This window comes from Shewanella eurypsychrophilus (genome assembly GCF_007004545.3).
In the GTDB taxonomy this organism is placed as follows: domain Bacteria; phylum Pseudomonadota; class Gammaproteobacteria; order Enterobacterales; family Shewanellaceae; genus Shewanella; species Shewanella eurypsychrophilus.
In genome coordinates, this window is sequence record NZ_CP045503.2 from 1865413 (window position 1) to 1887244 (window position 21832).

Annotated in this window: 20 protein-coding genes and 2 pseudogenes; 15 read left to right on the plus strand and 7 right to left on the minus strand. The window is 44.0% G+C overall.

All coding sequences use genetic code 11. The features are described from left to right. Positions 1-74 precede the first annotated feature (74 nt). Both FM038_RS07830 and gshB read right to left on the minus strand, forming a co-directional pair. Entirely contained in the window at positions 75-2069 is a 1995-nt protein-coding gene (locus tag FM038_RS07830) for a flavohemoglobin expression-modulating QEGLA motif protein (RefSeq protein WP_142872724.1), read from the minus strand. Further along, complete coding sequence (gene gshB, locus FM038_RS07835; RefSeq protein ID WP_142872725.1) at positions 2053-3090, minus strand: glutathione synthase; 1038 nt, start codon at positions 3088-3090, stop codon at positions 2053-2055. Before gshB ends, FM038_RS07830 begins: the two co-directional genes overlap by 17 nt. Before the next feature lie 459 nt (positions 3091-3549). Between gshB and FM038_RS07840 the strand changes: the two are divergent. The 6 genes and pseudogenes from FM038_RS07840 to FM038_RS07865 form a co-directional block, all read left to right on the plus strand. Continuing rightward, positions 3550-3651, plus strand: a pseudogene (locus FM038_RS07840) (LysR family transcriptional regulator); the annotation flags it as partial. A gap of 199 nt (positions 3652-3850) precedes the next feature. Next, complete coding sequence (locus FM038_RS07845; protein WP_142872726.1) at positions 3851-4831, plus strand: transposase; 981 nt, start codon at positions 3851-3853, stop codon at positions 4829-4831. Between the two features lie 579 nt (positions 4832-5410). After that, complete coding sequence (locus tag FM038_RS07850) at positions 5411-5995, plus strand: NAD(P)H-dependent oxidoreductase (protein WP_142872727.1); 585 nt, start codon at positions 5411-5413, stop codon at positions 5993-5995. Between the two features lie 9 nt (positions 5996-6004). Further along, a complete protein-coding gene (locus FM038_RS07855; RefSeq protein ID WP_142872728.1) occupies positions 6005-6382 on the plus strand; it encodes a cupin domain-containing protein in 378 nt (125 codons plus the stop codon). Positions 6383-6430: 48 nt separating this feature from the next. Beyond that, positions 6431-6994, plus strand: a complete 564-nt coding sequence (locus FM038_RS07860) for a carboxymuconolactone decarboxylase family protein (RefSeq protein ID WP_185965775.1) — start codon at positions 6431-6433, stop codon at positions 6992-6994. Positions 6995-7166: 172 nt separating this feature from the next. Further along, a complete protein-coding gene (locus FM038_RS07865) occupies positions 7167-7535 on the plus strand; it encodes a winged helix-turn-helix transcriptional regulator (RefSeq protein WP_142872729.1) in 369 nt (122 codons plus the stop codon). Positions 7536-7605: 70 nt separating this feature from the next. Here the strand turns inward: FM038_RS07865 and FM038_RS07870 are convergent, their stop codons facing one another. Continuing rightward, positions 7606-8145: a redoxin domain-containing protein gene (locus tag FM038_RS07870; RefSeq protein WP_142872730.1), complete on the minus strand. Its 540-nt coding sequence runs from the start codon at positions 8143-8145 to the stop codon at positions 7606-7608. A 162-nt stretch (positions 8146-8307) separates the two neighbouring features. On the opposite strand from FM038_RS07870, the gene FM038_RS07875 reads away from it, so the two are divergent. The 3 genes from FM038_RS07875 to FM038_RS07885 all read left to right on the plus strand — a co-directional run bounded on the left by FM038_RS07875 (position 8308) and on the right by FM038_RS07885 (position 11511). Beyond that, the gene (locus FM038_RS07875) at positions 8308-9189 is read left to right on the plus strand and encodes a LysR family transcriptional regulator (RefSeq protein ID WP_142872731.1); all 882 of its coding nucleotides are present in this window, start codon (positions 8308-8310) and stop codon (positions 9187-9189) included. A gap of 128 nt (positions 9190-9317) precedes the next feature. Further along, complete coding sequence (locus tag FM038_RS07880; RefSeq protein ID WP_142872732.1) at positions 9318-10433, plus strand: alkene reductase; 1116 nt, start codon at positions 9318-9320, stop codon at positions 10431-10433. Then, positions 10420-11511 carry an alkene reductase gene (locus tag FM038_RS07885; protein ID WP_199242733.1) on the plus strand — a complete coding sequence of 364 codons (1092 nt, stop codon included), beginning with the start codon at positions 10420-10422 and terminating at the stop codon, positions 11509-11511. Before FM038_RS07880 ends, FM038_RS07885 begins: the two co-directional genes overlap by 14 nt. Before the next feature lie 64 nt (positions 11512-11575). On the opposite strand, the gene FM038_RS07890 is transcribed toward FM038_RS07885, so the two are convergent. Next, complete coding sequence (locus FM038_RS07890) at positions 11576-12622, minus strand: alcohol dehydrogenase family protein (RefSeq protein WP_199242743.1); 1047 nt, start codon at positions 12620-12622, stop codon at positions 11576-11578. Continuing rightward, positions 12622-13140: a TetR/AcrR family transcriptional regulator gene (locus FM038_RS07895; RefSeq protein ID WP_142872734.1), complete on the minus strand. Its 519-nt coding sequence runs from the start codon at positions 13138-13140 to the stop codon at positions 12622-12624. Before FM038_RS07895 ends, FM038_RS07890 begins: the two co-directional genes overlap by 1 nt. Positions 13141-13510: 370 nt before the next feature. On the opposite strand from FM038_RS07895, the gene FM038_RS07900 reads away from it, so the two are divergent. The 5 genes and pseudogenes from FM038_RS07900 to FM038_RS07920 form a co-directional block, all read left to right on the plus strand. Beyond that, positions 13511-15622, plus strand: coding sequence for a TonB-dependent receptor (locus FM038_RS07900; RefSeq protein WP_185965776.1), 2112 nt, complete (start codon positions 13511-13513; stop codon positions 15620-15622). Positions 15623-15638: 16 nt separating this feature from the next. Beyond that, entirely contained in the window at positions 15639-16784 is a 1146-nt protein-coding gene (locus FM038_RS07905; RefSeq protein ID WP_142872736.1) for a PQQ-dependent sugar dehydrogenase, read from the plus strand. Between the two features lie 248 nt (positions 16785-17032). Beyond that, positions 17033-17248, plus strand: coding sequence for a hypothetical protein (locus tag FM038_RS07910; protein ID WP_142872737.1), 216 nt, complete (start codon positions 17033-17035; stop codon positions 17246-17248). A 264-nt stretch (positions 17249-17512) separates the two neighbouring features. Continuing rightward, positions 17513-18487: a methylenetetrahydrofolate reductase gene (locus FM038_RS07915; protein ID WP_142872738.1), complete on the plus strand. Its 975-nt coding sequence runs from the start codon at positions 17513-17515 to the stop codon at positions 18485-18487. 774 nt (positions 18488-19261) lie between these two features. Continuing rightward, a pseudogene (locus FM038_RS07920) lies at positions 19262-19336 on the plus strand (transposase); the annotation flags it as partial. Positions 19337-19422: 86 nt separating this feature from the next. Here the strand turns inward: FM038_RS07920 and FM038_RS07925 are convergent. Next, positions 19423-19920: a VF530 family protein gene (locus tag FM038_RS07925; protein ID WP_013050275.1), complete on the minus strand. Its 498-nt coding sequence runs from the start codon at positions 19918-19920 to the stop codon at positions 19423-19425. Positions 19921-20063: 143 nt separating this feature from the next. Here FM038_RS07925 and FM038_RS07930 point away from each other — a divergent pair, with 143 nt between their 5' ends. Then, a complete protein-coding gene (locus FM038_RS07930) occupies positions 20064-20249 on the plus strand; it encodes an ATP-binding protein (RefSeq protein WP_419555623.1) in 186 nt (61 codons plus the stop codon). A gap of 319 nt (positions 20250-20568) precedes the next feature. On the opposite strand, the gene FM038_RS07935 is transcribed toward FM038_RS07930, so the two are convergent. Continuing rightward, on the minus strand, positions 20569-21831 hold the full coding sequence (locus FM038_RS07935) for a valine--pyruvate transaminase (protein ID WP_142872739.1): 1263 nt from the start codon (positions 21829-21831) through the stop codon (positions 20569-20571). Position 21832 lies beyond the last annotated feature (1 nt).

Below are 21832 nucleotides of genomic sequence, written 5' to 3' on the forward strand. Positions count from 1 at the left end.
TTAGTCTTGAAATCTCAGCACTCGTGCTCACTTAAACTAACATCAACATTTTCAATTTGAGCTTGTACAAATATTTAGCGGATCGCAGAGACTAAATAGTCGATAACGGCAGTTTCGGGCGTAACAGTATGCTGCAATGCAAATAGCGGTACTGGTTTTTCAAGCATGTTTCGTTCAACCATTTCGCTGATAATAGGCAAGTCGAGTAAGCCCGCTTTCCCTACTAGTAAGTTATCCAGTGGCATAGTTTTACTCAAATTCACTATATCTCTAAAGCCTTTTAGATAAAGGAAGTCTTTAGTAAAGCCACCCCCTCGATAGACTCGCGTGGTCAAGGTAAATGCTTGCTCTGTTGTTTGGCCATATTCCCGCATGAGTGTTTGGTAGGTCATCGAAAAATCACCTTGCTCAAGCATTAAATTAACCGCTATCACTCGCATCGCTAATATTTTCAATCGGTTCAGGGTTAAGTTACCCGAGCAATACTCGCTGTAAATCGCTACTCCCTCTTGAGTGTGCGTATTGCCCACTAGGCCAAGAGACAATACCCGTAATGGCTGGCTCCTAGCATTAATTGTGGTCAACATGTGCACTCCAAGCTCATGATATGCAAATGCGATGAGCTCTTTAGCGGTGAACATGGCCTCTTTATTAATTAACAGACAGCCCTTTTCATTGTTCACCATCGCTTTAGCAACAATACGAGATGACTTCTCTACCTTACACTTAAGTCCCCACGCATCCGCCTGCTTTTGGAATGACTTAACCGCATAATCAGCATCAAATATAGGCGCCTCATCATCGCCCACAATGGCCGGTGCACGCAGCAAGAATTCTGCATTGGCAATATCGTCTTTATCTGGCTGGCCATAATATTTAAGCGAGTTATAGACAAAGTCATCGGTGCCAATAGAGCAAAGTAGGTCAATCTTGGTCGCTAAATTGTCAATCACATGGCGATATAGCTGTTGAATATCGGCATCCATAACGTTTTCAACCGGTAACTTATACAGCTGTTCCCTAAACTGATAAGGATTCAAATTCAGCTGTTTGTAGTTAAATTCAGGCGCAACAGCTCCTTTACGGGCCAAGAATTTTTTACGTTCACTAGCGATATTAATCGGATTGATATATTTCAGTGTCGCGACGTTATTGGCCAACTTAAACAAGCTCTTATCAAGTGATAAGATCTCTGGCGGTAAGGTCGACGATAATAGGTCGACATTCCTAAACGACTTACGCTTGCCAAAGCGGCGCATAAAGTATGCTGCCGTTTCTGATATCGCTTGTTTAACGCCCGCTTTTAACTCCTCTAAAACCAAGGGATACAACTCACCTGTGGTTTCATCCATAAACACTTTTTTCACTTCTACAGGCAACACCAAGGTGTTATCAAAGTGCGCGTTAATATGAGCAATCAGATAACCGCGTCCTTGAAACACTTCATCAGTGGCAGCCCGCACATCGAGATTCGGTAGCTTTATCTGGCTCAGCTGCTTTTCAAAATGATGGCAAGTCGCGCCCCAACGCTCGATATCAATCTGACTGGTACCTATGTTAAACGTCGGCGTGTTGGCTTCGATACGCTGATGATTGTATGAGTGCACATCAAACACAATACTGTTTTTAAACTGCTTTTCTAAACGAGTAATGAGAGCCTCAAGTACATTATAAAATGACTGATGTTTAGCATGACTCTCACTGCGCTGCTTTGGCGTTAACGGCTTTTGCCAAACTTGCTTGTCCCATGCGGTTTTAAAATAGGTCGACAGTGCTTTAGGGCGATTTAAGTCGTATTCAAAACGTGAATCGTTGCCAATCATTACGATTGGAAAAGATGACAATAACTCATCAGTGTACGGGTCTTCTTCATAAAATCGCTCAGACTTGGTGAGTAAGAAGCTCTTGTTTAGGTCTGCTCGCAGGCGGTGGCCGTTATGAATTGCCGTGCATACCACAGGCGAGTATTCATCAATCTTAACGATGAATGAACCAGCATCGACCTCAGCGTGAAAGCACTCACCTTTGTTGATTAAACTAATACACTCTTTTTCAGTTAATCTGAGCATGGTCAATAGCCTTTCTAAACGCTGTTTTTCTGATGTTTAACGCTTCTTTGGCATTGACGACACTTTCAATAAAATCAATGACTTTCTTCTGAAGCTTAACCTTGTTCAACTTATTAATCCGCATGATCCCGCCAGGGCTTTGCACGTTAACTTCAATCAACTTCTCGTTAATCACGTCAATCCCGACAAAGAACAAGCCATCACGTACCAGCTTAGGGCCAATATGCTTACAAAGGGCTTTCTCATTCTTGGTTAGCGTATGCTTGACCACACTGCCACCGGCATGAATATTTGAGCGCACTTCGCCAGATGCAGGGATGCGCTTCATTGCGCCAATAGGTTCACCGTTTAGCATTAAAATGCGTACATCACCTTGCTCTGCACCTTCGACATACTCTTGCAAAATAACGTAGTTCCCGCCATTGCCGCTGTTGATGTAGAACTCGAGCAAAGAGTGAAAACTCTTTTGCGCCGTCTTCTCCACCAAGATGACACCTTGGCCGCCAAAGCCGTCGAGCGGCTTCATAATCATCTTGTCGGTCTTTGACTCTCGCAGCACCTCCTCTAAATACTCAGGTGTTTTTGACACATGAGTCACCGGAATGAACTGGTTGGTTGGATCGTCAAATGACGCGGTATACAGTTTATTGTTCGCTATACGTAGACCATCAATATCGTTCATGATAAAGACATCATCACGCACTGAATCAAGGAAATTAAGTGCAATGGTGTCTAGTGGTGGATTGGCACGCATAATTATGCTGTCAAAACCTGCCAGCGGTAATCGCAGTTTTTTAAATTGCGCTTTTTTATAAAATGACACGATATTGCTGGGTGTCGGCTGTTCTTTGCTAAACACCCGGCAAAATGCACTCGCTTCACTGTCGCGCATGGTTAAATTGCTCGTGGTAGCCAGTGCCACAGTATGGCCGCGCGCAACGCATTCATGGATCAACCGAATTGTCGTATCGGTTTCTGGTTCGATGTTTTCCCACGGGTACATCAAGAATAAAATTTTCAATTGGATCTCTTAATAAAACGGAATGCTCTAAAGATCTTGGGCCAGGGCTGGCTTGGGGAGGTGTAGAGTACTCAAAATAAACAACACAATGACTCAGGTAACATGACCTGGATCAGACTATGACATCTATCTATCAATACAAGTTTGAACTAGATAAGGCGGCGTAATTTACACCACTTTTTCAAAAATACAAATAAAAATATTCATTGAGGTGAAGTTTATTTTCCATACAAGTAATTATTTGATGAAAATCATGTTTAACCTCATAAGATAGGTAACAAAAAACTATTTACAACAAATAGATATGTGATGGTTCAAGGTTAACAAGCTGACCTTAAATGCATTTAATAACTAAGATATGAAGAGTTGTGATTAGAACAATTTTTTTAAAAAAGTGTTCATAGTGAATGACTGTTGATTTAAATGGAGTTAATTGGCAAGTGCATTAGAGAAAAGTGAATGCTGACCCGTTATGATGATTTAGATATTATACTTGCCTTTGTTGATAGTGGTGGTTTTTCAGCTGCCGCTGAAGCATTAGATATTCAAGTTGCGCGTGTATAACAACTATGACACCCAACATTGTCAGCGCCAAAATAACTAAAATTAGTTGCTACTATTAGAGTGAATGTCTCGGTTGTTTGGCCCAAAGTGAGTAGGCTTTGAATGAAAGCCTCCCTTTAACATAGCCACCCATAATTATTACCGCTTTATTGAGCGGCGACTAAGCTTAAATAGTCTCTCTTGCATTGAGGTTGTTATGGCTAGACCCAGAAGCACATTAGTCAGTATCGAAGATACACCGTTTTACCACTGTATTTCGAAATGTGTGCGGCAATCCTGGCTCACGGGAGTCGATAAATACACGGGCAAATCATATGAACATCGTCGAGACTGGGTTGAGTCAAGAATTCTTGAGTTAGCCGAAGTGTTTGCGATTGATGTAGCAGCTTATGCTGTAATGTCTAACCATCTTCACTTGGTATTGAGAGTCGATATCTTTGAAGCTAATTCATGGACAGATAGAGAGGTGGTAGAGCACTGGCATCAACTGTTCAAAGGCACTGACATTACTCAGAAGTTTGCTCAAGGAGAGGTGATTGAAAGCTTTGAGGTTGCAGGCCTAAAACACTCTATTGCTCAGTATCGAAGTCGGCTTAGTGATATTAGTTGGTTTATGCGCGCATTGAATGAACCGATTGCCAGGAGAGCGAATAAAGAGGATGGTTGTACTGGGCGATTTTGGGAGGGGCGTTTCAAATCCCAAGCGTTATTGGATGAAACAGCGGTTCTGGCTTGTATGGCCTATGTTGACCTCAACCCAATTCGAGCCAAGGTCGCTGACACCCCTGAAACCTCAGATTTCACCAGTATTCAAAAACGCATCAAAGCAGCAATAAAGGGAGAGCAACCCGAAGCACTTTTACCCTTTGTAGGCAATGAGCAAAAAGAGATGGTTAAAGGACTCATGTTCAGCGCTAATGAATACCTACAACTGGTTGATGAAACAGGACGAATAATCAGAGCCGATAAACGAGGCGCGATTAGTCCTGAATCACAAAAAATACTTAATAGACTCAACATCCCTCAGGAAAACTGGCTGAAACTCACCACCGAATTTAGTCGCTTGTTTAAAGGGCCAGTCGGTACAGTTCAAGAGTTAGGTGTCTATTGCGAGCACTTAGAGCGAAAACGCAGACAAGGGGCAGCTAATTGCCTGAGGTGGCTCGATAGCAGCTAACAAACAGTTAATGACCAAGTAAATAGTACACCTTAAAAAAATAGCAGACCGAATCTAAGTTTGGCCTTTCTTGTGCTTGAATCTAGGGAAATCACCTTATAATTTATAAATTTTAGTCACCTGGCTAAAATCCAGACAGTCTTGCCCATAATCACCTCAGTTTTGACTCTTTCCTAAAAAGTCATATAAAGCTATAAACGAAAGATACTTAGAATGGGTGGCTATGCTTCCTATAAACGAAAGATACTTAGAATGGGTGGCTATGCTTCCTCTTAGAATGGGTGGCTATGCTTCCTTGGCTTTGCCTTATCATGGAGTACGGTGCAGTTTATTTACAACTAGCATCACCTTTCACATCTACGCCTCACTGCGATCCGTCATTGTTAAGCTGAAAACAAATAAAAAATCCTTTTTTAATCCTCTGTTTTTGCTTGGTATTCTGATAGATGATTAAACCTCCACTAAAGGTTACTAAAAGTATACTGGTTGACTTAAGTTCTTAGGTTGCCATAATATACCACAATCAAGGGCATCAAGCATTTGTCCGCTTAATCACTTAATTGAACCTAGGATCATAAAATGAGTAATGTACTAATCATCAACGCACACGAACCTTCACCATTCTCTGAAGGTAAGCTTAACGCTACTCTTGTAGATAAGGCTCAAACCCAATTAGCAGCTAAAGGCCATGACGTACGTGTTGTGACTATGCAGGATGAAATTGTAGTAGAAGAGCAATTGGCACATTTTGAGTGGGCAGATCAAGTGATTCTGCAAAGCCCAGTCAACTGGATGACAATACCTTGGTCATTCAAGAAATACATGGATGAAGTATTTACCGCTGGTATGGGCGGAGGACTGTGTGATTTTGATGGACGTACAGCTGAGGAACCAAAGAAAAATTATGGCACAGGTGGTACTCGTACTAATACTAAATACATGCTGTCATTAACACTGAACGCACCTGAAGAGTCATTTAACGATGACAGTGAGTTCCTATTCCAAGGTAAGAGCGTCGATGACTTAATGTTCCACATGCATGCTAACTTCCGTTTCTTTGGTATGTCAGCCCTGCCAACCTTTGCAAGTTTCGATGTTATGAAAAATGCCGACGTTGAAAATGACTTCAAACGCTTTGAAGCCCATATCAACGAAAATTTTTAAGACTTAATGATGAAAACTCGAACTATCCAATTGATGGCCGGTTTGACTGGGTTAGGGTTAGCACTTGCTGCCCAAGCTCAGCTTAAAGATGAACATCAACGAGCCGATATTGAATCTCCCGAACAGTATGAAGTGATCCTGGAAAACGATCAGGTACTGGTATTAAAAATGGTATTAGAGCCTGGCGAAGCTGATATCACACATAGACATAATGATGAAACGGTTTACTTCGAGAAAGGGGGAGATCTGACGATTACTGAAAATGGCTTAGCAACCAAGATGGTGATACCAGATGGTTTCGTTATGTGGCATCAAGCATGGACACATCAAGTGACTAATTCTGGTGATACGCAAGTGACAGCTTTTATCGTGGAACAGAAGAAGTAACCAGCTTATATCAATTGGTATTATCGTTATTAACTAATGGAAAGTATTATGAGTCAATTTACATATTATACAGCAGGTACAGCACCTGAAGATTCTAAAAGGCTTGTAGAGCAGTCGCTAAAAGGTTTTGGCATGCTGCCAAATCTACACGCTATTTTAGCCGAAGCACCAGCAACATATGAAGCCTATAACACCACATTTGAACTGTTTATGAAGCAGACGACTTTCAGCCCGCTGGAGCAGCAAGTTGTCTTTATGACTGCAAATTTTGAGAACAATTGTCAGTATTGTGTGCCGGGCCATACCTGGATGATGAAAGCAGCAAAAATGCCAGATGGAGTTATCGAAGCGCTTAGAGAGGGTGATGTTATTCCTGATGAGAAGCTTCAAGCATTGCACGATTTTACCAAGGCCTTATTAGATAATCGTGGTCATGTTGGTGGTGAGTGTTTGCAGGATTTCTTTGATGCAGGCTATACAAAACGCCAAGCTCTGGAAGTGTTGACGGGATTATCTGCAAAGTTGATCTCAAATTTTACTAACGCATTAGCAGGCACTACGCCAGATGTACCATTTGAAAAGTTTGCCTGGACTCACCCATCCAAACGTTAGTATTACAATAGTTTTCTTGCTCTACAAAGCCTTGAAATTAGCAGTCTTGTTTATGCCTAAGCATTTAGCTCATTTAGCTCATTTAGCTTTTTGAGTGAGTTTGATGGTTTCCTATGCAAACCTTTGGTGTAAACTAGACTAGTGTACTGTTAGTTACCTACGTGAGGCTGTGATGAAAGCAGAAGTAAAGTCTGATACCAGAGGCCGCAAGACGGTAACCAATGTGTGTGTTGAACCCTGTGCGATAGAGAAGGGCATGCGTATTCTTGGAGCTAAATGGAAGGGCTCGATCATTTACCACCTAAAAGATGGCCCGGTTCGCTTTAATGATTTAGTGCGAATGCTGGGTGGAGCGAGTAAAAAAATGGTCGATCAGCGTCTTAAAGAGTTAGAAGATGAAAATATGGTGATCAGAAAAGTGATCAGCGACCGTCCGATTGCGGTTAGCTATGAGTTGACCGACTTTGGTCGCAGCGCGTTAGCCATATTAGATGACTTGCGAATTTGGTCTGAGACCAACCAGATCCAAGTGCGGAGGTAAACGATAATCATGAACATACCAGCTAATATGGATGGTATTTTCATGATTGCTTATCAAGCTAATAGCTTGTTTAGTCGTCAGACGTACCACGTATAGGGTAATTGTTGTTAGGATCGCGGGTCCAATTAAGTCCATTCGCTAGGGCACCTAACTCAGGACGAACAAACGGGTTATTTGATATATCGACCACATGTAACTTTCCATGCTCGTTAACCACAAATAAACCAGGCTCAGCAAACTTATGATCTGTCTCTTGCTCTGAACGTGGCAATGAGATGTACAAGCCAAGCGTTTTCATCTGTGCTTCACTCAAGCCATAGGCGATAGGGAAACTGATATTAAGCTGGGTTAAATGGGTTTCTAACTGAGGTTTTGAGTCCGCAGATACCGCGAGGATCTCCACTCCAGCCTCAGAAAATGCCTGTTTAAAACCTTCAAGAGCATTAAGGTAGCGCGTACATAGCGGGCAATGCTTACCTCGGTAGACAAACACGGCCTGCCAGCTTGCATCGCCTTGTGGTTTACCTAAGGTGACAGTTGATCCATCTAACAGCGTAGCCTCTATCGCAGGAAATTCACCGCCAGCCTTAAGTTTGTTTGAACTTGCCATAATTATTCTCTTTCACGTGAAAAATTCATACTAGGAACTATAGGTATTAGTCAGTGACTAAACAACCAGTTACCATTTAGTAACCTTGCTAAAAACAGTATATTTAGTGAATTACTTTTGCTATAAATATGAGTAATAAGCTGCGCTAGGCGAGATAATTGAATGTTAACCCGTTCTGATGATTTAGAGATTTTACTTACCGTTGTGGACTGTGGCGGCTTTTCAGCGGCGGCAGATGCATTAGATATTCAAGTCGCGCGCGTGTCACGGGCCGTGAGTAAAGTAGAAAAGCAACTAGGTGTATCGATCCTCAATCGCACGACCCGGCGTGTTGAGCTCACCGATGAAGGTCGTCAATTTGTTGAAGCTGTACGTATTGGCTTACAGCAGATGCAGCAAGCGGAAGAGGAACTCATCGCGCGCGGGGAGTTACCCCAAGGGCGTTTACGTGTCGATGCGGCCAGTCCGTTTGTGTTTCATCAGTTGGTGCCACTGATGCAAGGATTTAATCAAGCGTATCCGGATATCCAGCTTGAGCTCACCTCTAACGAAGGCTTTGTCGATCTATTAGAAAAGAAGACCGATGTTGCCATTCGCATTGGACTGTTAACTGATTCAACCCTTCATGCCCGCCCACTAGGAAAAAGCTTACTCTATATTGTTGCATCACCGGAGTACCTCTCTCGGAGAGGCTTTCCTAGGCAGGTCAGTGAGATCAATAGTCATGACACTATAGGTTTTTCGGGTCCAAAAGTACTCAATCAGTGGCCGATTAAAGGCTTTGAAGCGATAACGCCTACCTTTGCCTCCAGTAATGGAGAAACGGTTCGGCAACTGGTTTTAGCGGGTAATGGCATCGCCTGTTTATCTGGCTTTATGGTGAAAAAAGATCTCGAAGAGGGGCGATTAGTGCCATTGCTAGAGCCTGAGAAGCTCATCAACACGGGTAGGGAGCAGATAAACGCGGTATTTTACCGCTCCTCTTCCGTTGCCAAACGTATTTCGGCGTTTATTGATTTTATCCAGCCTAAGCTCTCACTATAATATATAAATATAACTGACCACTTCTATCTTTATTTTTGCAAATTTGACAATAATCATTTGTTGTTTTTGCTATAAATGATTGTTAGAAAACTTGGTAATATGCCCTCAACTTATTGAGAGGGCACATCATGACCACTTCACTGTTTCAGCCGATTCAACTCGGCAATATCTCCCTTAACAATCGTATTGTTATGCCACCAATGACGCGCTCTCGCGCTAGCCAACCTGGTGATCTGGCTAATGATATGATGACAACTTACTATGCACAGCGTGCTACAGCTGGCTTGATCGTTTCAGAGGGCACACAAATCTCCTCCATGGGTAAAGGTTATGCCTGGACGCCGGGGATCTACACGCCGGAGCAGATCACCGGCTGGAAGAAAGTCACTGATGCCGTACATGCTAAAGGCGGCGCAATTTTCGCTCAGCTTTGGCATGTGGGCCGTGTGACTCATCCAGATAATATTGGTGGTCAGCAGCCTGTCTCCTCATCGGCGATACAAGCCGAAAACGTTAAAGTATTTATTGATAATGGTACCAGCGAGCCAGGCTTTGTTGCAGCAGTTAAGCCAAGAGAGATGACAGTTACAGAGATTGCGCAGGTGGTTGAGCAGTACCGCCGAGCTGCGCTAAATGCAATTGAAGCGGGTTTTGATGGCATAGAACTCCATGCTGCCAACGGGTATCTCATTAATCAGTTTATCGATTCAGAGGCCAATAACCGTACCGATGAGTATGGTGGCAGCTTAGGAAATCGTCTTCGTTTTCTCGATGAGGTGGTCGCAGCTATGGTCGATGCTATCGGCTCTGAGCGAGTCGGCGTACGTCTTGCGCCGCTGACCACACTCAATGGCACCGTCGATGCTAATCCTATTGATACCTATACTGCAGCAGCTGCGCTTCTCAATAGCCATAACATTGTCTATCTGCATATTGCCGAAGTTGACTGGGATGATGCACCGGATACACCCGTTTCGTTCAAAAAAGCGCTGAGAGAAGCATACCAAGGCGTATTAATCTACGCAGGTCGTTATAACGCTGAAAAGGCTGAGCAGGCAATTGATGCAGGTCTTGCTGACATGATTGGTTTTGGCCGTCCATATGTCGCGAACCCAGATCTTGCGAGTCGTATTCAAAATGGCTACCCATTAGCAGAGCACATTGCAGAGACGCTCTTTGGTGGCGATGAGCAAGGCTTAACCGATTACCCCGTTTATCAAGTTGAGGTTAATGATGATTTTTGAAGCGATAAGCAATAGCTTACTTAAAGCAAAAAACCGTATCGTGATGGCACCAATGACACGCTCTCGTACCACTCAGCCTGGTGATGTGCCTAATGATATGATGGCTACTTATTATAAACAGCGCGCCAATGCAGGCATAGTAGTGACTGAAGGGGCACCAATATCCGCAGTCGGCCGCGGTTATTCGATGACACCTGGCATCTACACACAAGCACATATAGAGGGTTGGAAGAAGGCCACAAAGGCGATTCATGACGAAGGCAGTAAAACATTTATCCAACTTTGGCATGTTGGCCGTCGTAGCCATTCGAGTATTTCCGGCTCACAGCCGTTGGCACCTTCGGCGATAAAAGTGCCGGACCAAGTCTTTGGTCCATTGGAAGATGGTTTTGGCATGATAGAGACCGAGCAGCCTAAAGCGATGAGCTTGCAAGACATTGAAGATACCATTGCAGATTTCGTCCAAGCGGCTAAAAATGCCATGGAAGCGGGTTTCGATGGCGTCGAGATCCACGCCGCTCACGGTTATCTGTTTGATACTTTTATGCGTTTAGTGAGTAATCAGCGTGATGACCAATACGGTGGCAGCCAAGAGAATCGTATGCGTTTCATGCTCGAGACACTTAAAGCGGTTGCCGATGAGATAGGCAGCGATAAAGTGGCTGTTCGGGTGTCACCCCATGTGATTGAAGGCTTCGCTGACGAAGATACTGACATTGTCGATATGATGCTAAAAGCGCTTGAGAAAATGGCTAAAATGAATTTGGCTTATGTCCATTTTTCAGAGAACATATCTCGCCATATTGAAGTGCCGGAATCGTTTCGCCAACAGGTTAGGGCTGTTTATCCCAACCCCATCATGGTTGCTGGTAAGTTAACCAAAGAGAGCGCGCACCTTCTACTTAAGAACAAGTATGCCGATCTCGTGGCATTTGGTACGCCTTATGTGACCAACCCTGATTTAGTCGCTCGCTTTAAAAACGATTGGCCGCTCGCTCAGTTTGATGCCGATGCTCGCCTGACTCTTTATGGTGGTGGCGAGGAGGGCTATATCGATTACCCTGAATATCGAGCATAGTTTTTACTTTTACCCAAAGGCCTAGCAGAGGCTAGTCACCTTTGGGAGGTCATACAGGTAGATCTTATATTTTTAAAACAATTTTTCCTATGTGCTGTTTTGCCAAGAATCTCTCTTGAGCGATATTTATCTCTTCCAGTGGGAATGTGTGTGCGACGAGCGGACGAATTTTACCTTGTTCAATACAGTTAACTAAATTTTGGAATACGCCAGCATCAAGCACAGTACAGCCAAAAAAGCTTAAATCTTTCAGATAAAGGGTCCTGACATCCAAGTCAACTAAGGCTCCGCCAATCGCACCAGAAACGGCGTATCGACTGCCTGGCTTTAACACTTGTAAAAACTGCGGCCACTGCTTGCCTGCGACCAGATCGATAATCACATCAATACTGTTTTCACCTAGCACTTCGATTAAATCAGCATCTCGGGCTACGACTCGATCTGCGCCAAGCTCCAGTAGCTGCTGATTTTTGCTTGGACTGGTGATGGCAATAACATGTGCGCCGCGCGCTTTGGCAAGCTGAATGGCTGCCGAGCCAACTCCGCCAGAAGCGCCAGATATAAGTACTGTGTCTTGTGATGTGACATTTGATCGTGTCAGCATATTCTCAGCAGTTGAGTAAGAGCAAGGAAATGACGCTAACTCAGTATCAGACAGAGGGCTATTCACTGCATAAGCATGCTGGGAATCGACAAGGGTGTATTGCGCAAATCCACCATCACATTCTGAGCCATAGTACCAAGGTGAGTTAAGTGTTTGACCCTTAGCGGCTCTAAGGCAAGGTTCTATAATCACTCGCTCTCCAATACGCTTGCTATTGACCTTATCACCGACGGCCACAATGGTGCCGCAGACATCAGCGCCTTGAATGCGTGGAAAAACTAAGGTGTTACCAGACCAGCTTGCATCAGTACTGTTTGCATCGCTTTTTGAGTACCAAGCCGTTCTTGTGTTGATATCGGTATTGTTCACACCTGCGGCAGAGACACAGATAAGCACTTCATTTGAAGTGGGCGTAGGAACCGGAATATCATCACGGTACTGGAGCATTTCAAGGCCGCCATGACCGATAAGCTGGACACCTTTCATAGTTTTTGGGATCTCAGTCATCATGAATCTTCCTTTAAAAGTTGTAGGAGCACTTTTTGGGCTGAGTGTACCGCCTCTTTACCCAGTAAGGGCCAAGTGCTTGATACCCCTTCGTGCAGTAAAAACAACGCAGTAGCCAGATCGTCTCTCTGGCTTTGCTGAGCTAAAATTTGTCGTACATCTTGCTTGTGCTTTTCTACTGCCGCCTTGATTTGCGGGTTGTCGGGAAAAGCTGCAATCGCGTTCATCGAGAGGCAACCGTGTGGCGCAAATTCCTGCATCCACTTTTCAAGTTGACTAAAAATGTACAACACAGACTGCACACCACTTGAACAAGACTCATGAAGGAGAAAAGAGAGGTATCTTCGATGACGATACTCTAGCGCGCCGACGATCATCGCTTCTTTGGATGGATAGTGTTTGTATAGTGTCCGCAGGCTGACGTTACACGCTGTCTTTAGCTGAGCCACGCCCGGCTCGGCAAAACCATATTGACTGAATGCCTGTTCAAGGCTAGCGGCAATCTGTTCTCTCATCATATTCAACTCACAGGTAGAGTATTCGTTCTACTTGTATGGTAGAGCGTTCACTCTACCCTTGTCAATATATGAGATTAGATATTTTTCTATCTTCATTCCTTCTCGACAGAACTTAGGCACTAACATGTTTGCGTCCAAAATCTTGTCCAGTGATAAGTGACTAAAATTAAAGCTTAAATCGAATATATGTAGGTTAAAGTGTAAATGTCGGTGTGATTAACTCTGTGTCGCTAGTAATTAAACATTCGGCGGCATACATCTAAAAGTTGTGTAACTATTTGGTTGTGCTTTTGTTGTTTAATATGGGTTCCAACCCTTGATTAACTACTGCATAATGAGCCGATTAGGCATTTTTAAACAAGTATCATCTATGGAAAGAAGCAACATCAAGCGGATTGGCAATCGATTACGGGTTCAATATACGCTATTTCTGCTGTTCACCTCAGTATGTAACATGACCTATGCCAGCGAGCCTGCCATTAACGAAAACACTCTCGAAAACACAGTCGAAACGATGACTGTATTTGGTGAGCCACTGCGCTATCAGCCCAAGGTGCTTCCTCACGCCTATAGCTATTTAGATGAAGCAGAGTTGGCAAGGGTTGCATCTCCGTTAACCTTAAGTGAATACCTGAATAATTCACCAGGGGTATTCATTCAGGGGGGACAAAACTTCTCCCAAGATGAGCGTATATCCATTAGAGGTTTCGGGGCTCAGTCGAGTTTTGGCATTCGGGGCATTCAGATATTAGTCGATGATATTCCGCATACATTGCCGGATGGTCAGAGTCAGATTGATGGACTCGAATTACACAATTTAGCCTCAATAGAAGTACTAAAAGGCCCTAATTCAGCGCTCTATGGTAATAGCTCAGGTGGCGTTATAAATATCAGAACCCAGCAGAGCGACAGCGACGAGCTTAAGTTAAAACTCAGTCAAGGCAGCTTTGATACTCATCAAGCTTACCTCTATGCCAATAAAAATCTTGATAACGTTAATATTGGTGTCTCGGCAAAACATACCAAGAAAGAGGGTTATCGAGACCATAGTCAGTTTGAAACCACTATGCTCAACGGTCACGCCGATTGGCAAGTTAGCCCTCAGTGGTTGCTGCGCTTCAATAGTCAGTGGTTAGACAGCCCTCAAGCACAAGATCCCGGTGGGCTGACTCAAGCGCAATCTCAACTTAACCCTGAGTCAGCCAGAGATAAAAATGTCGAATATCAGGCGGGTGAGCAGGTTCAGCAAGTTAAAAATACCCTGTCTAGCCAGTATCAAGTTGATGAAAATAATAGTGTCAATCTGCAGCTGTATCACTATGACAAAGACTTCAGTAACCGATTGCCCTTCGAGCACGGCGGCCAAGTTGAGTTAGCGCGTAAGTTTTTCGGTGCTAATTTACAATACGCGACCAGCTTGCCTCTGCTGTTTGACGACATGCAGTTGATTGTAGGCGCCAACGTTCAGCAGCAAGATGATTTTAGGCAGAGGTATGATAATCATCCGGGCGGAGAGCGAGGGGAACTCACGCTTGCTCAGCAAGAGTTTATTGAATCATCCGCGCTTTATACTCAGCTAACGACTAACCTCACCACTCACTGGTTATTTAATGCTGGTGTTCGCTATGAACATGATCGCGTTGAAGTGATGGATGAGTTTCTTGGTGATAATAACCAGTCAGGCGATAAGAGCTGGAACAACACCAGTGTTAACTTAGGAACTAGCTATCAGCTGGCGTTCGGTGATGTGATATATGCCAGTTTTAGTCAATCTTTTCAACTGCCGACCACCACAGAGCTGGCAAACCCCAATACGGCCCTGGCTCAAGTTGCCGGGGGATTTAACCCTAATTTAGCGCCAGAAAAAGCCAATAATTATGAGATAGGCTATCGAGGACAGTTTAGTGAGGAGCAGATATACGATATTGCTGTGTTTTATATTGATGTGACCGACGCACTGACCCCTTTTTATAATGATGACCCTGATAATGAGACCACATTTTTTCAAAATGCCGGCCATTTAGTCCGTCAAGGCGTTGAGCTTAGCACTGTGCATCAACTGACAGATACCTTCTCACTGCGCAATCAATACAGCTACTCTGACTTTACTTTTAAGGATTTTTCGACTCCTCAAGGTGATTTCAGTGACAAGCAACAACCTGGGGTGCCCAAGCACAAAGCCTCTAGCGGCCTAAGTTATCAATCAGGCTCTGGGCTGTCCGTTAACGCCGATCTACTCTATGTTGGTGAGAGATATGTCGATAATGCTAATTCACAATCGGCCACCAGTTATTGGTTAACCAATATCGGTGCGAGCAAAATCATGGAGTTTGAGGATGTCAGTTTTAAGCTGTCATTCATTGTTTACAATCTATTTAACCAATACTACGACGACAACATAAGAATTAATGCCTACGGCGGCCGTTATTACGAGCCGGGGCCAGAACAACAATTTATGTTTACGCTAGCAGCAACTTTATAATTGAGGTGATCGAGTCATGAAAAAAGCACTACTGACTGTTTTAACTGGCCTAGGTTTATCAGGTTTAGGCTTCATAAGCATGGCTTTGAGCGTTTCGGCCTATGCGAGCTCCTATGAGCTTGAAGCCATTAATACAGATATTGCCATTCCATGGGGAATCACTCAGCTTCCTAATCGCGATCTACTGGTGACCGATAGGCAAGGGGATCTGTATCTGCAGCCCACTAAAGGTGAGGCCGTCAAGGTGACAGGTTTACCTAACATTGTGGTTAAACGGCAAGGTGGCTTACTCGATGTGGTACTGCACCCAAACTATCAAGAAAATGGCTGGATCTATATCAGTTACAGCGCCGGCACAGAGGACAAGCTCAATACCGCGCTTATCCGAGCTAAGTTACAACAGACTGGCTCGGACTCTGACTCAGGCTACGAGCTGATCAATATTGAGCCTTTGTACACGGCCGATAAATATGAAAGCGGCGCCGTACACTTTGGCAGTCGCATCGCGTTCGATAGGCAAGGTTATCTGTATTTCTCTATTGGAGATAGAGGCATGCGTGATGTTAACCCACAAGATATTAGCCGTGACTCGGGAAAAATATACCGTTTACACGATGATGGCCGTGTCCCTAAAGACAATCCATTTGTCGATGCTAAAAACGCCAAAACGGCCATCTACAGTTATGGCCACCGCAACTCACAAGGGTTAGCACTCAATCCACATACACAAGCTATTTGGGCTCATGAACATGGCCCTAAAGGTGGCGATGAGCTCAATATTATCCAAAAAGGTAAAAACTACGGCTGGCCTGTCATCAGTTATGGCGTCAATTACAGCGGCAGCTCGTTCACCGATCTCACTAAGAAAGAGGGCATGGAGCAGCCCATCACTTACTGGGTGCCCTCAATCGCACCATCGGGCATGACCTTTGTCACCAGTGAGCGTTACCCTGAACTCAACGGAAACCTGCTGATCGGTTCACTTAAGTTTGCAAAGTTGATTGTCGTGCATTTAGATGGCAATCAGGTAAGTAAACAAGAGGACGTGATGGAAAACCTAGGGCGTGTCAGGAGCATTTTTCAGGGACATGATGGTTATGTCTATATCGGTATAGATGGCCGAGGGGTGTTTCGTCTAATACCTGATGGGGCAGCGGATTAATTGGCTTTTATTAGCCTTCGAATGAAGGCTAGTTACATTTTCTCTTGCTTCATTTGGCTGGTTTTATATTTGGAAATGGGCTTGAAGGTCGACCCTTCATGGTTATCTATCGCCTGTCCGGCGAGGAATGTGCACTCTTTACTTTGAGAAGTCTCTGCGAGACGCTGCAAGCACTTCTGACCGCCATGGTCTTAAGCGTTCCAGACGCTTTAAAGACATTTCCCATATCCCTATGGGTCAGGGAGAGAATGCCAAATTTTGTATGGAACAAAATTGGCCCTGTGGGCTCTGCGGCAGCCTCTGATGTGAATGGATTCACAAATGCCGTGGTGACTGGATGTCATAGAACGGCCATGTTTTGGAAGCTCGCAGCCGTATCTACACTTGGTGATTTACAAGAATATTTGACCTTATTCGCTTCGACCCCTTTGTTCATAGAATGGATTACTCAATCTCAGCAATAAGAACCAACACCTTTGTTCAAAGTAGAAATGTCTAAATTTTATGGGTGTCCACTTATCCTAGTTGCATAAATATCATATTTTTATATTTATAATTCAAAATAAATCATTACCTTACAGGCCATTGAAAGCTCCTAATGTTAGGTTCGGTATGCGGCGAAATAGTCTTCAATTTATACTGGGTGGCTTGATAAATCTTTATTCAGCCTTAACAATAGCCTCTATTTAAGTCACAATGAACCTAGTATCCATCTAGACGGCTAAAATATGAAGAAGTCATTAAAGCAGCGCTCATCCGATCATCACCGTGGGATCTATTTTATTGGTACGACCCCACCTAAAATCGATACAGATTTTGAATCAGTCAGTACTATCGCAGATAAGCTATTGGCTCGCCTTGATGAGATTAGTTTTGATGGTTTGATCATTTACGATATTCAGGACGAAACCAGTCGCATTGACACGCCAAGGCCTTTTCCGTTTAAAGCCACCCATGACTCTGGCACCTACGCGCAACTGCTCAATCAAAAGTCTGGTAAGCCTGTTATCGCCTATAAGAGCGTTGCCGGTCTTGATGAACAGGGCTTTAATGAGTGGTTATCACGTGCTTGGTATCAAAACAGTGTAAGAGATTTAGTATTAGTGGGCTCGCCATCGACTCAGGTTGCAAGTTCATTGCCTCTCAATGACGCTTATCGTCTGTTAGCTGCACACTCTCAAGAGTTCTACCTAGGTGGAGTAGCAATTGCTGAACGCCATTTAACGAAAAAGAATGAACATATTCGCCTGTTAGGTAAGTCGACCCATGGCTGTGAGTACTACATCACACAGGCAGTGTATAACGCCCAAGCAACTATCGATATGTTAACCAGCTACGCTCAGGAATGTGAGCTAAATAATATCAAGCCAAATCGGATAATTTTGACATTCTCACCTTGCGGTAGTGTTAAAACCTTAGAATTTATCAATTGGCTAGGTGTCTCTGTTCCTGAAGCTACCAGCGAACGTATTTTGTCGGCTGACGATCCTCTGTATGAGTCAATTAAGGTCAATCACAGTAACCTTCAGAAAATTTTGGCCGCAGTTATCCCCCTGAATATTCCATTAGGGCTCAATATTGAAAGCTTAACTAACCGTAAAACAGAAATTGATGCGTCTATTTTGATGTACAAACTGCTTAAGGCCACCATGGACCAAGCCTTAGCTCAAAATCAAATTGATCAATTTGTGCAAAACAAATAACCCCCCTTAGCGGTTATAAAATTGCTCATATCCATATACAGCGCCTGCCACAAGTAACTTGATATCAATGAAGCATTGGTATCAAGTTAAACTATCAAAACGTAACATCACCACGAAGCGCTACGCTTTTCACGGAGAACACGGAGGTAAAGATAAAGAGCTACAAAGACTTTAGCCGTTGCCTTTCTCCGTGCCCTCTGTGTTCTCCGTGGTGAATCGCTTTTGTTCAGTTTTAAAATATTTGTTGAGTTAGGGCGAGTGCTCTAGCTCACTAATGTTTAAGCACGACTTAGAGTGATCGCACTAAGCAGTTTCAGCCCCAAAGTGTGTTTCGCAGTTATAAGGTAAATAGGGCGAGTACAGCTTTGACTATAGAAAAGTTAGTCTGAAAAGGCCACGTTCAACCTAGAAGTTATGCCTGTCCCGTCTTTTCGTCTTTTCCGTCTTTTGTCTTTACAAGAATATTTGACCTTATTCGCTTCGACTCCTTTGTTCATAGAATGGATTACTCGATCTCAGCAATAATCACCAACACCTTTGTTCAAAGTAGAAATGTCTAAACTTTATGGGTGTCTACTTATCCTAGTTGCATAAATATCATATTTTGATATTTATTTTTCAAAAAATCATTACCTTACAGGCCATTGAATGCTCCTAATGTTAGGTTCGCTATGCGGCGAAATAGCCTTCAATTTATACTGGGTGGCTTGATAAATCTTTGATATTACCATTCATGTAGTAGAAACGTCAGATGCGCATTTTTAGCGGGAGTATATGAGTAACCATTTACATCTGGTGTTGAGGATTGATATTGACTCGGCCAACAACTGGAGTGATAGAGAGGTTGTGTAAGGTAGCGAATCTAAATGGATAACGGTGCTTGTCACAACGAAGGGGCACCGTTAAATGGAGCTGGGATTGCTAAACAAGCCCCGTTACTTACCCCATGGATTGTTAGGATCTTGGGATGGTTGGGACCTATTCCCACCGGAGCGGGTGTTCTGCGCATAGGAATCTTGGGCTCTTGGCTTATCTTTGCTAAACCTTGCCCGGTCCTTGTTCTGCTTCATCGCCTCGTAACCGGCGCTCGACTTGGCGCGCATCTCTTCGATAAGCTCAATAGTCAAAGCTTGGGGCTTACGCGGCACTATGCCATTAGCAAAGCCACGTTCTCTGGGCTTGAGCTCAAAATGCGCCGTATCGCCTTTAGGCATGCGTTTGAAGCGATACAGATAAAAGTTCTCTACTCGCTCCCTGGCCCACTCAATATTCTTTAGAAACTTAAGGCATGCCAACATATTAGGGTTTGTCTTGAAACACGCCAGACGCAGCGAGGCATACAGTATCTCCCAATCGTAAAAATCCACGAGCTCGGTGAGCATAGTCTCTAACTTTAAGCCGTGTAATGGGCTGTTCTCTTGCTGTTCAATCATGGGGAATATCCAACTAACGCTATTTAAGTGTCTATAAAATGTGAGTATCAGGCTCAGCCTGTACGATGGAGCCATAATACCAAAAAATGCCTCGACTCACCTCCCCCTATTCCTATAGAAACTAATATGGACAGGCATAGTTGATGGCTCTGTCGATAAAAGAGTGGTACCACATGATCAGCAACGCCACGATCGCCGATGTGTTATTAGATCGCTTAATCCACAACTACCACCGAATAGAGCTGGGTGGTGAATCGATGAGAAAACGGATAAAGGGGTCAGAGCGAATTAGGGCTTTCGGAAAAATTAAGATACTTTTTCTCATCTGAACCACGAGTATTAGAGTAAAAAATCTAACCCATTTCTGTCCAACACCTAACGACTACAATCATTTTGTAGCCTGTGATCACCAACTCGAAGAGATAAACATTCAGGTGTGAACGCGGCTGTGACCTTCCGTGACAGGGATGTCACGGCAGAGCCCACAGGGATTGTGCTTGCGGCGTGTCACAGAAGTGTTCGCACATTCGGCGAGCCGCAGGCTATAGATTAGACTGAAGTTACGATATTGAAGAATCTATTCAGGTATCACTACCGTTAAATGGACCTTGGTCAAAGATATTTGAAACTTGTTATCTGACAAGTAAGTTAGTCTTGGGTGTAAGCCTTATTTACTTCTTCTGCTATGATTGCAATCCCATCGCGCATCTTGGCTTCATCTTGCACGTAGTTCATTCGCAGGCACTGATGGGCGTGGTCCCACTTTTCCATCGATTCGTCATCTTGTCCGAAGAAGAAATACTCGCCTGGTACTATCAATACACCGCGCGCCTTCAATCTAGCATAAAGCTCCATGGTGGTGATGGGGAGTTCATCAAACCAGAGCCAGAGGAACATGGCGCCTTCGGGTTTATGGATCTTGAATCGGCTATCGCTGATGGATTGCTGCAACAAAGACAGGGCAAACTCTGATTTTTGTTTATAAAAAGGTTTAATTACCGATTCGCTCAAGCGTAGCAGGTCGCCTGACTCAATCATGTGCTTGGCAATTGCAGGGCCAAAACCACCTGGGGCTAGGCTGATAATGCCATTAAGATTGGTCAGTGCCTTCGTTACCTCCTCATTGGCAATCACGATGCCGCAGCGTACGCCGGGTAAGCCGAGTTTGGATAAGCTCATACATAGTATGGTGTTGCTGTTCCAAAAGGGTGTCACCTCTTCGAAGATGATATTGGGGAAAGGCGTGCCATAAGCATTATCTATGATAAGGGGAATGCCCTTATCACGTGCGAGTTGATCTAATTTAGCGACTTCGTCATCGGTGAGTACATTACCTGTGGGGTTCGTTGGTCGTGACACACATATCGCTGCTACCGAGTCATCCACTTTTAGCTGCTCAAAATCAACATGATACTTAAATAGGCGATTTTCTAGCATCTCGATTTCGGGGCGGTAAGAGACAAAAATGTCATCATCAAGGCCGGCATCGTTGTAGCCGATATATTCGGGGGCGAGAGGTAGGAGGATTTTTTTGTGGCTGCCATCAACTTGCTTGCCTGCAAGCAGATTAAATAGGTAGAAGAAGGCGCTTTGGCTACCATTGGTCAGGCTGATATTTTTCTCGCTTATGTCCCAACCATAAGTGTCTCGTAACAAGTCAGCCAAGGCTTTTAAGAAGGTGTCTTTACCTTGCGGCCCATCATAATTACCTAATGCAGCTACCAGCTCTCCGTTTACCAGCATCTCGCTTGCTGCTTGGTGAAAGTAATCCTGCATCGCCGGGATCGTGGCAGGGTTACCACCACCGAGCATAATGGCGCCTGGTGTACGCAGCCCTTCATTGAGATCATTCATCAATTGATTAATGCCGGAGTTGCGATTAAATTTTTCACCAAACTTTGAATACTGCATG

Excerpts from the sequence above, each read along its gene's own strand:
- FM038_RS07890 (WP_199242743.1), bottom strand. The coding sequence starts at position 12,622 with ATGACTGAGATCCCAAAAACTATGAAAGGTGTCCAGCTTATCGGTCAT.
- FM038_RS07870 (WP_142872730.1), bottom strand. The coding sequence starts at position 8,145 with ATGGCAAGTTCAAACAAACTTAAGGCTGGCGGTGAATTTCCTGCGATA.
- FM038_RS07905 (WP_142872736.1), top strand. The coding sequence starts at position 15,639 with ATGAAAAAAGCACTACTGACTGTTTTAACTGGCCTAGGTTTATCAGGT.
- FM038_RS07845 (WP_142872726.1), top strand. The coding sequence starts at position 3,851 with ATGGCTAGACCCAGAAGCACATTAGTCAGTATCGAAGATACACCGTTT.
- FM038_RS07850 (WP_142872727.1), top strand. The coding sequence starts at position 5,411 with ATGAGTAATGTACTAATCATCAACGCACACGAACCTTCACCATTCTCT.
- FM038_RS07880 (WP_142872732.1), top strand. The coding sequence starts at position 9,318 with ATGACCACTTCACTGTTTCAGCCGATTCAACTCGGCAATATCTCCCTT.
- FM038_RS07925 (WP_013050275.1), bottom strand. The coding sequence starts at position 19,920 with ATGATTGAACAGCAAGAGAACAGCCCATTACACGGCTTAAAGTTAGAG.
- FM038_RS07895 (WP_142872734.1), bottom strand. The coding sequence starts at position 13,140 with ATGATGAGAGAACAGATTGCCGCTAGCCTTGAACAGGCATTCAGTCAA.
- FM038_RS07915 (WP_142872738.1), top strand. The coding sequence starts at position 17,513 with ATGAAGAAGTCATTAAAGCAGCGCTCATCCGATCATCACCGTGGGATC.
- FM038_RS07855 (WP_142872728.1), top strand. The coding sequence starts at position 6,005 with ATGAAAACTCGAACTATCCAATTGATGGCCGGTTTGACTGGGTTAGGG.
- FM038_RS07885 (WP_199242733.1), top strand. The coding sequence starts at position 10,420 with ATGATGATTTTTGAAGCGATAAGCAATAGCTTACTTAAAGCAAAAAAC.
- FM038_RS07910 (WP_142872737.1), top strand. The coding sequence starts at position 17,033 with ATGCCAAATTTTGTATGGAACAAAATTGGCCCTGTGGGCTCTGCGGCA.
- FM038_RS07900 (WP_185965776.1), top strand. The coding sequence starts at position 13,511 with ATGGAAAGAAGCAACATCAAGCGGATTGGCAATCGATTACGGGTTCAA.
- FM038_RS07935 (WP_142872739.1), bottom strand. The coding sequence starts at position 21,831 with ATGCAGTATTCAAAGTTTGGTGAAAAATTTAATCGCAACTCCGGCATT.
- FM038_RS07875 (WP_142872731.1), top strand. The coding sequence starts at position 8,308 with ATGTTAACCCGTTCTGATGATTTAGAGATTTTACTTACCGTTGTGGAC.
- FM038_RS07830 (WP_142872724.1), bottom strand. The coding sequence starts at position 2,069 with ATGCTCAGATTAACTGAAAAAGAGTGTATTAGTTTAATCAACAAAGGT.
- FM038_RS07865 (WP_142872729.1), top strand. The coding sequence starts at position 7,167 with ATGAAAGCAGAAGTAAAGTCTGATACCAGAGGCCGCAAGACGGTAACC.
- FM038_RS07860 (WP_185965775.1), top strand. The coding sequence starts at position 6,431 with ATGAGTCAATTTACATATTATACAGCAGGTACAGCACCTGAAGATTCT.
- FM038_RS07930 (WP_419555623.1), top strand. The coding sequence starts at position 20,064 with ATGGCTCTGTCGATAAAAGAGTGGTACCACATGATCAGCAACGCCACG.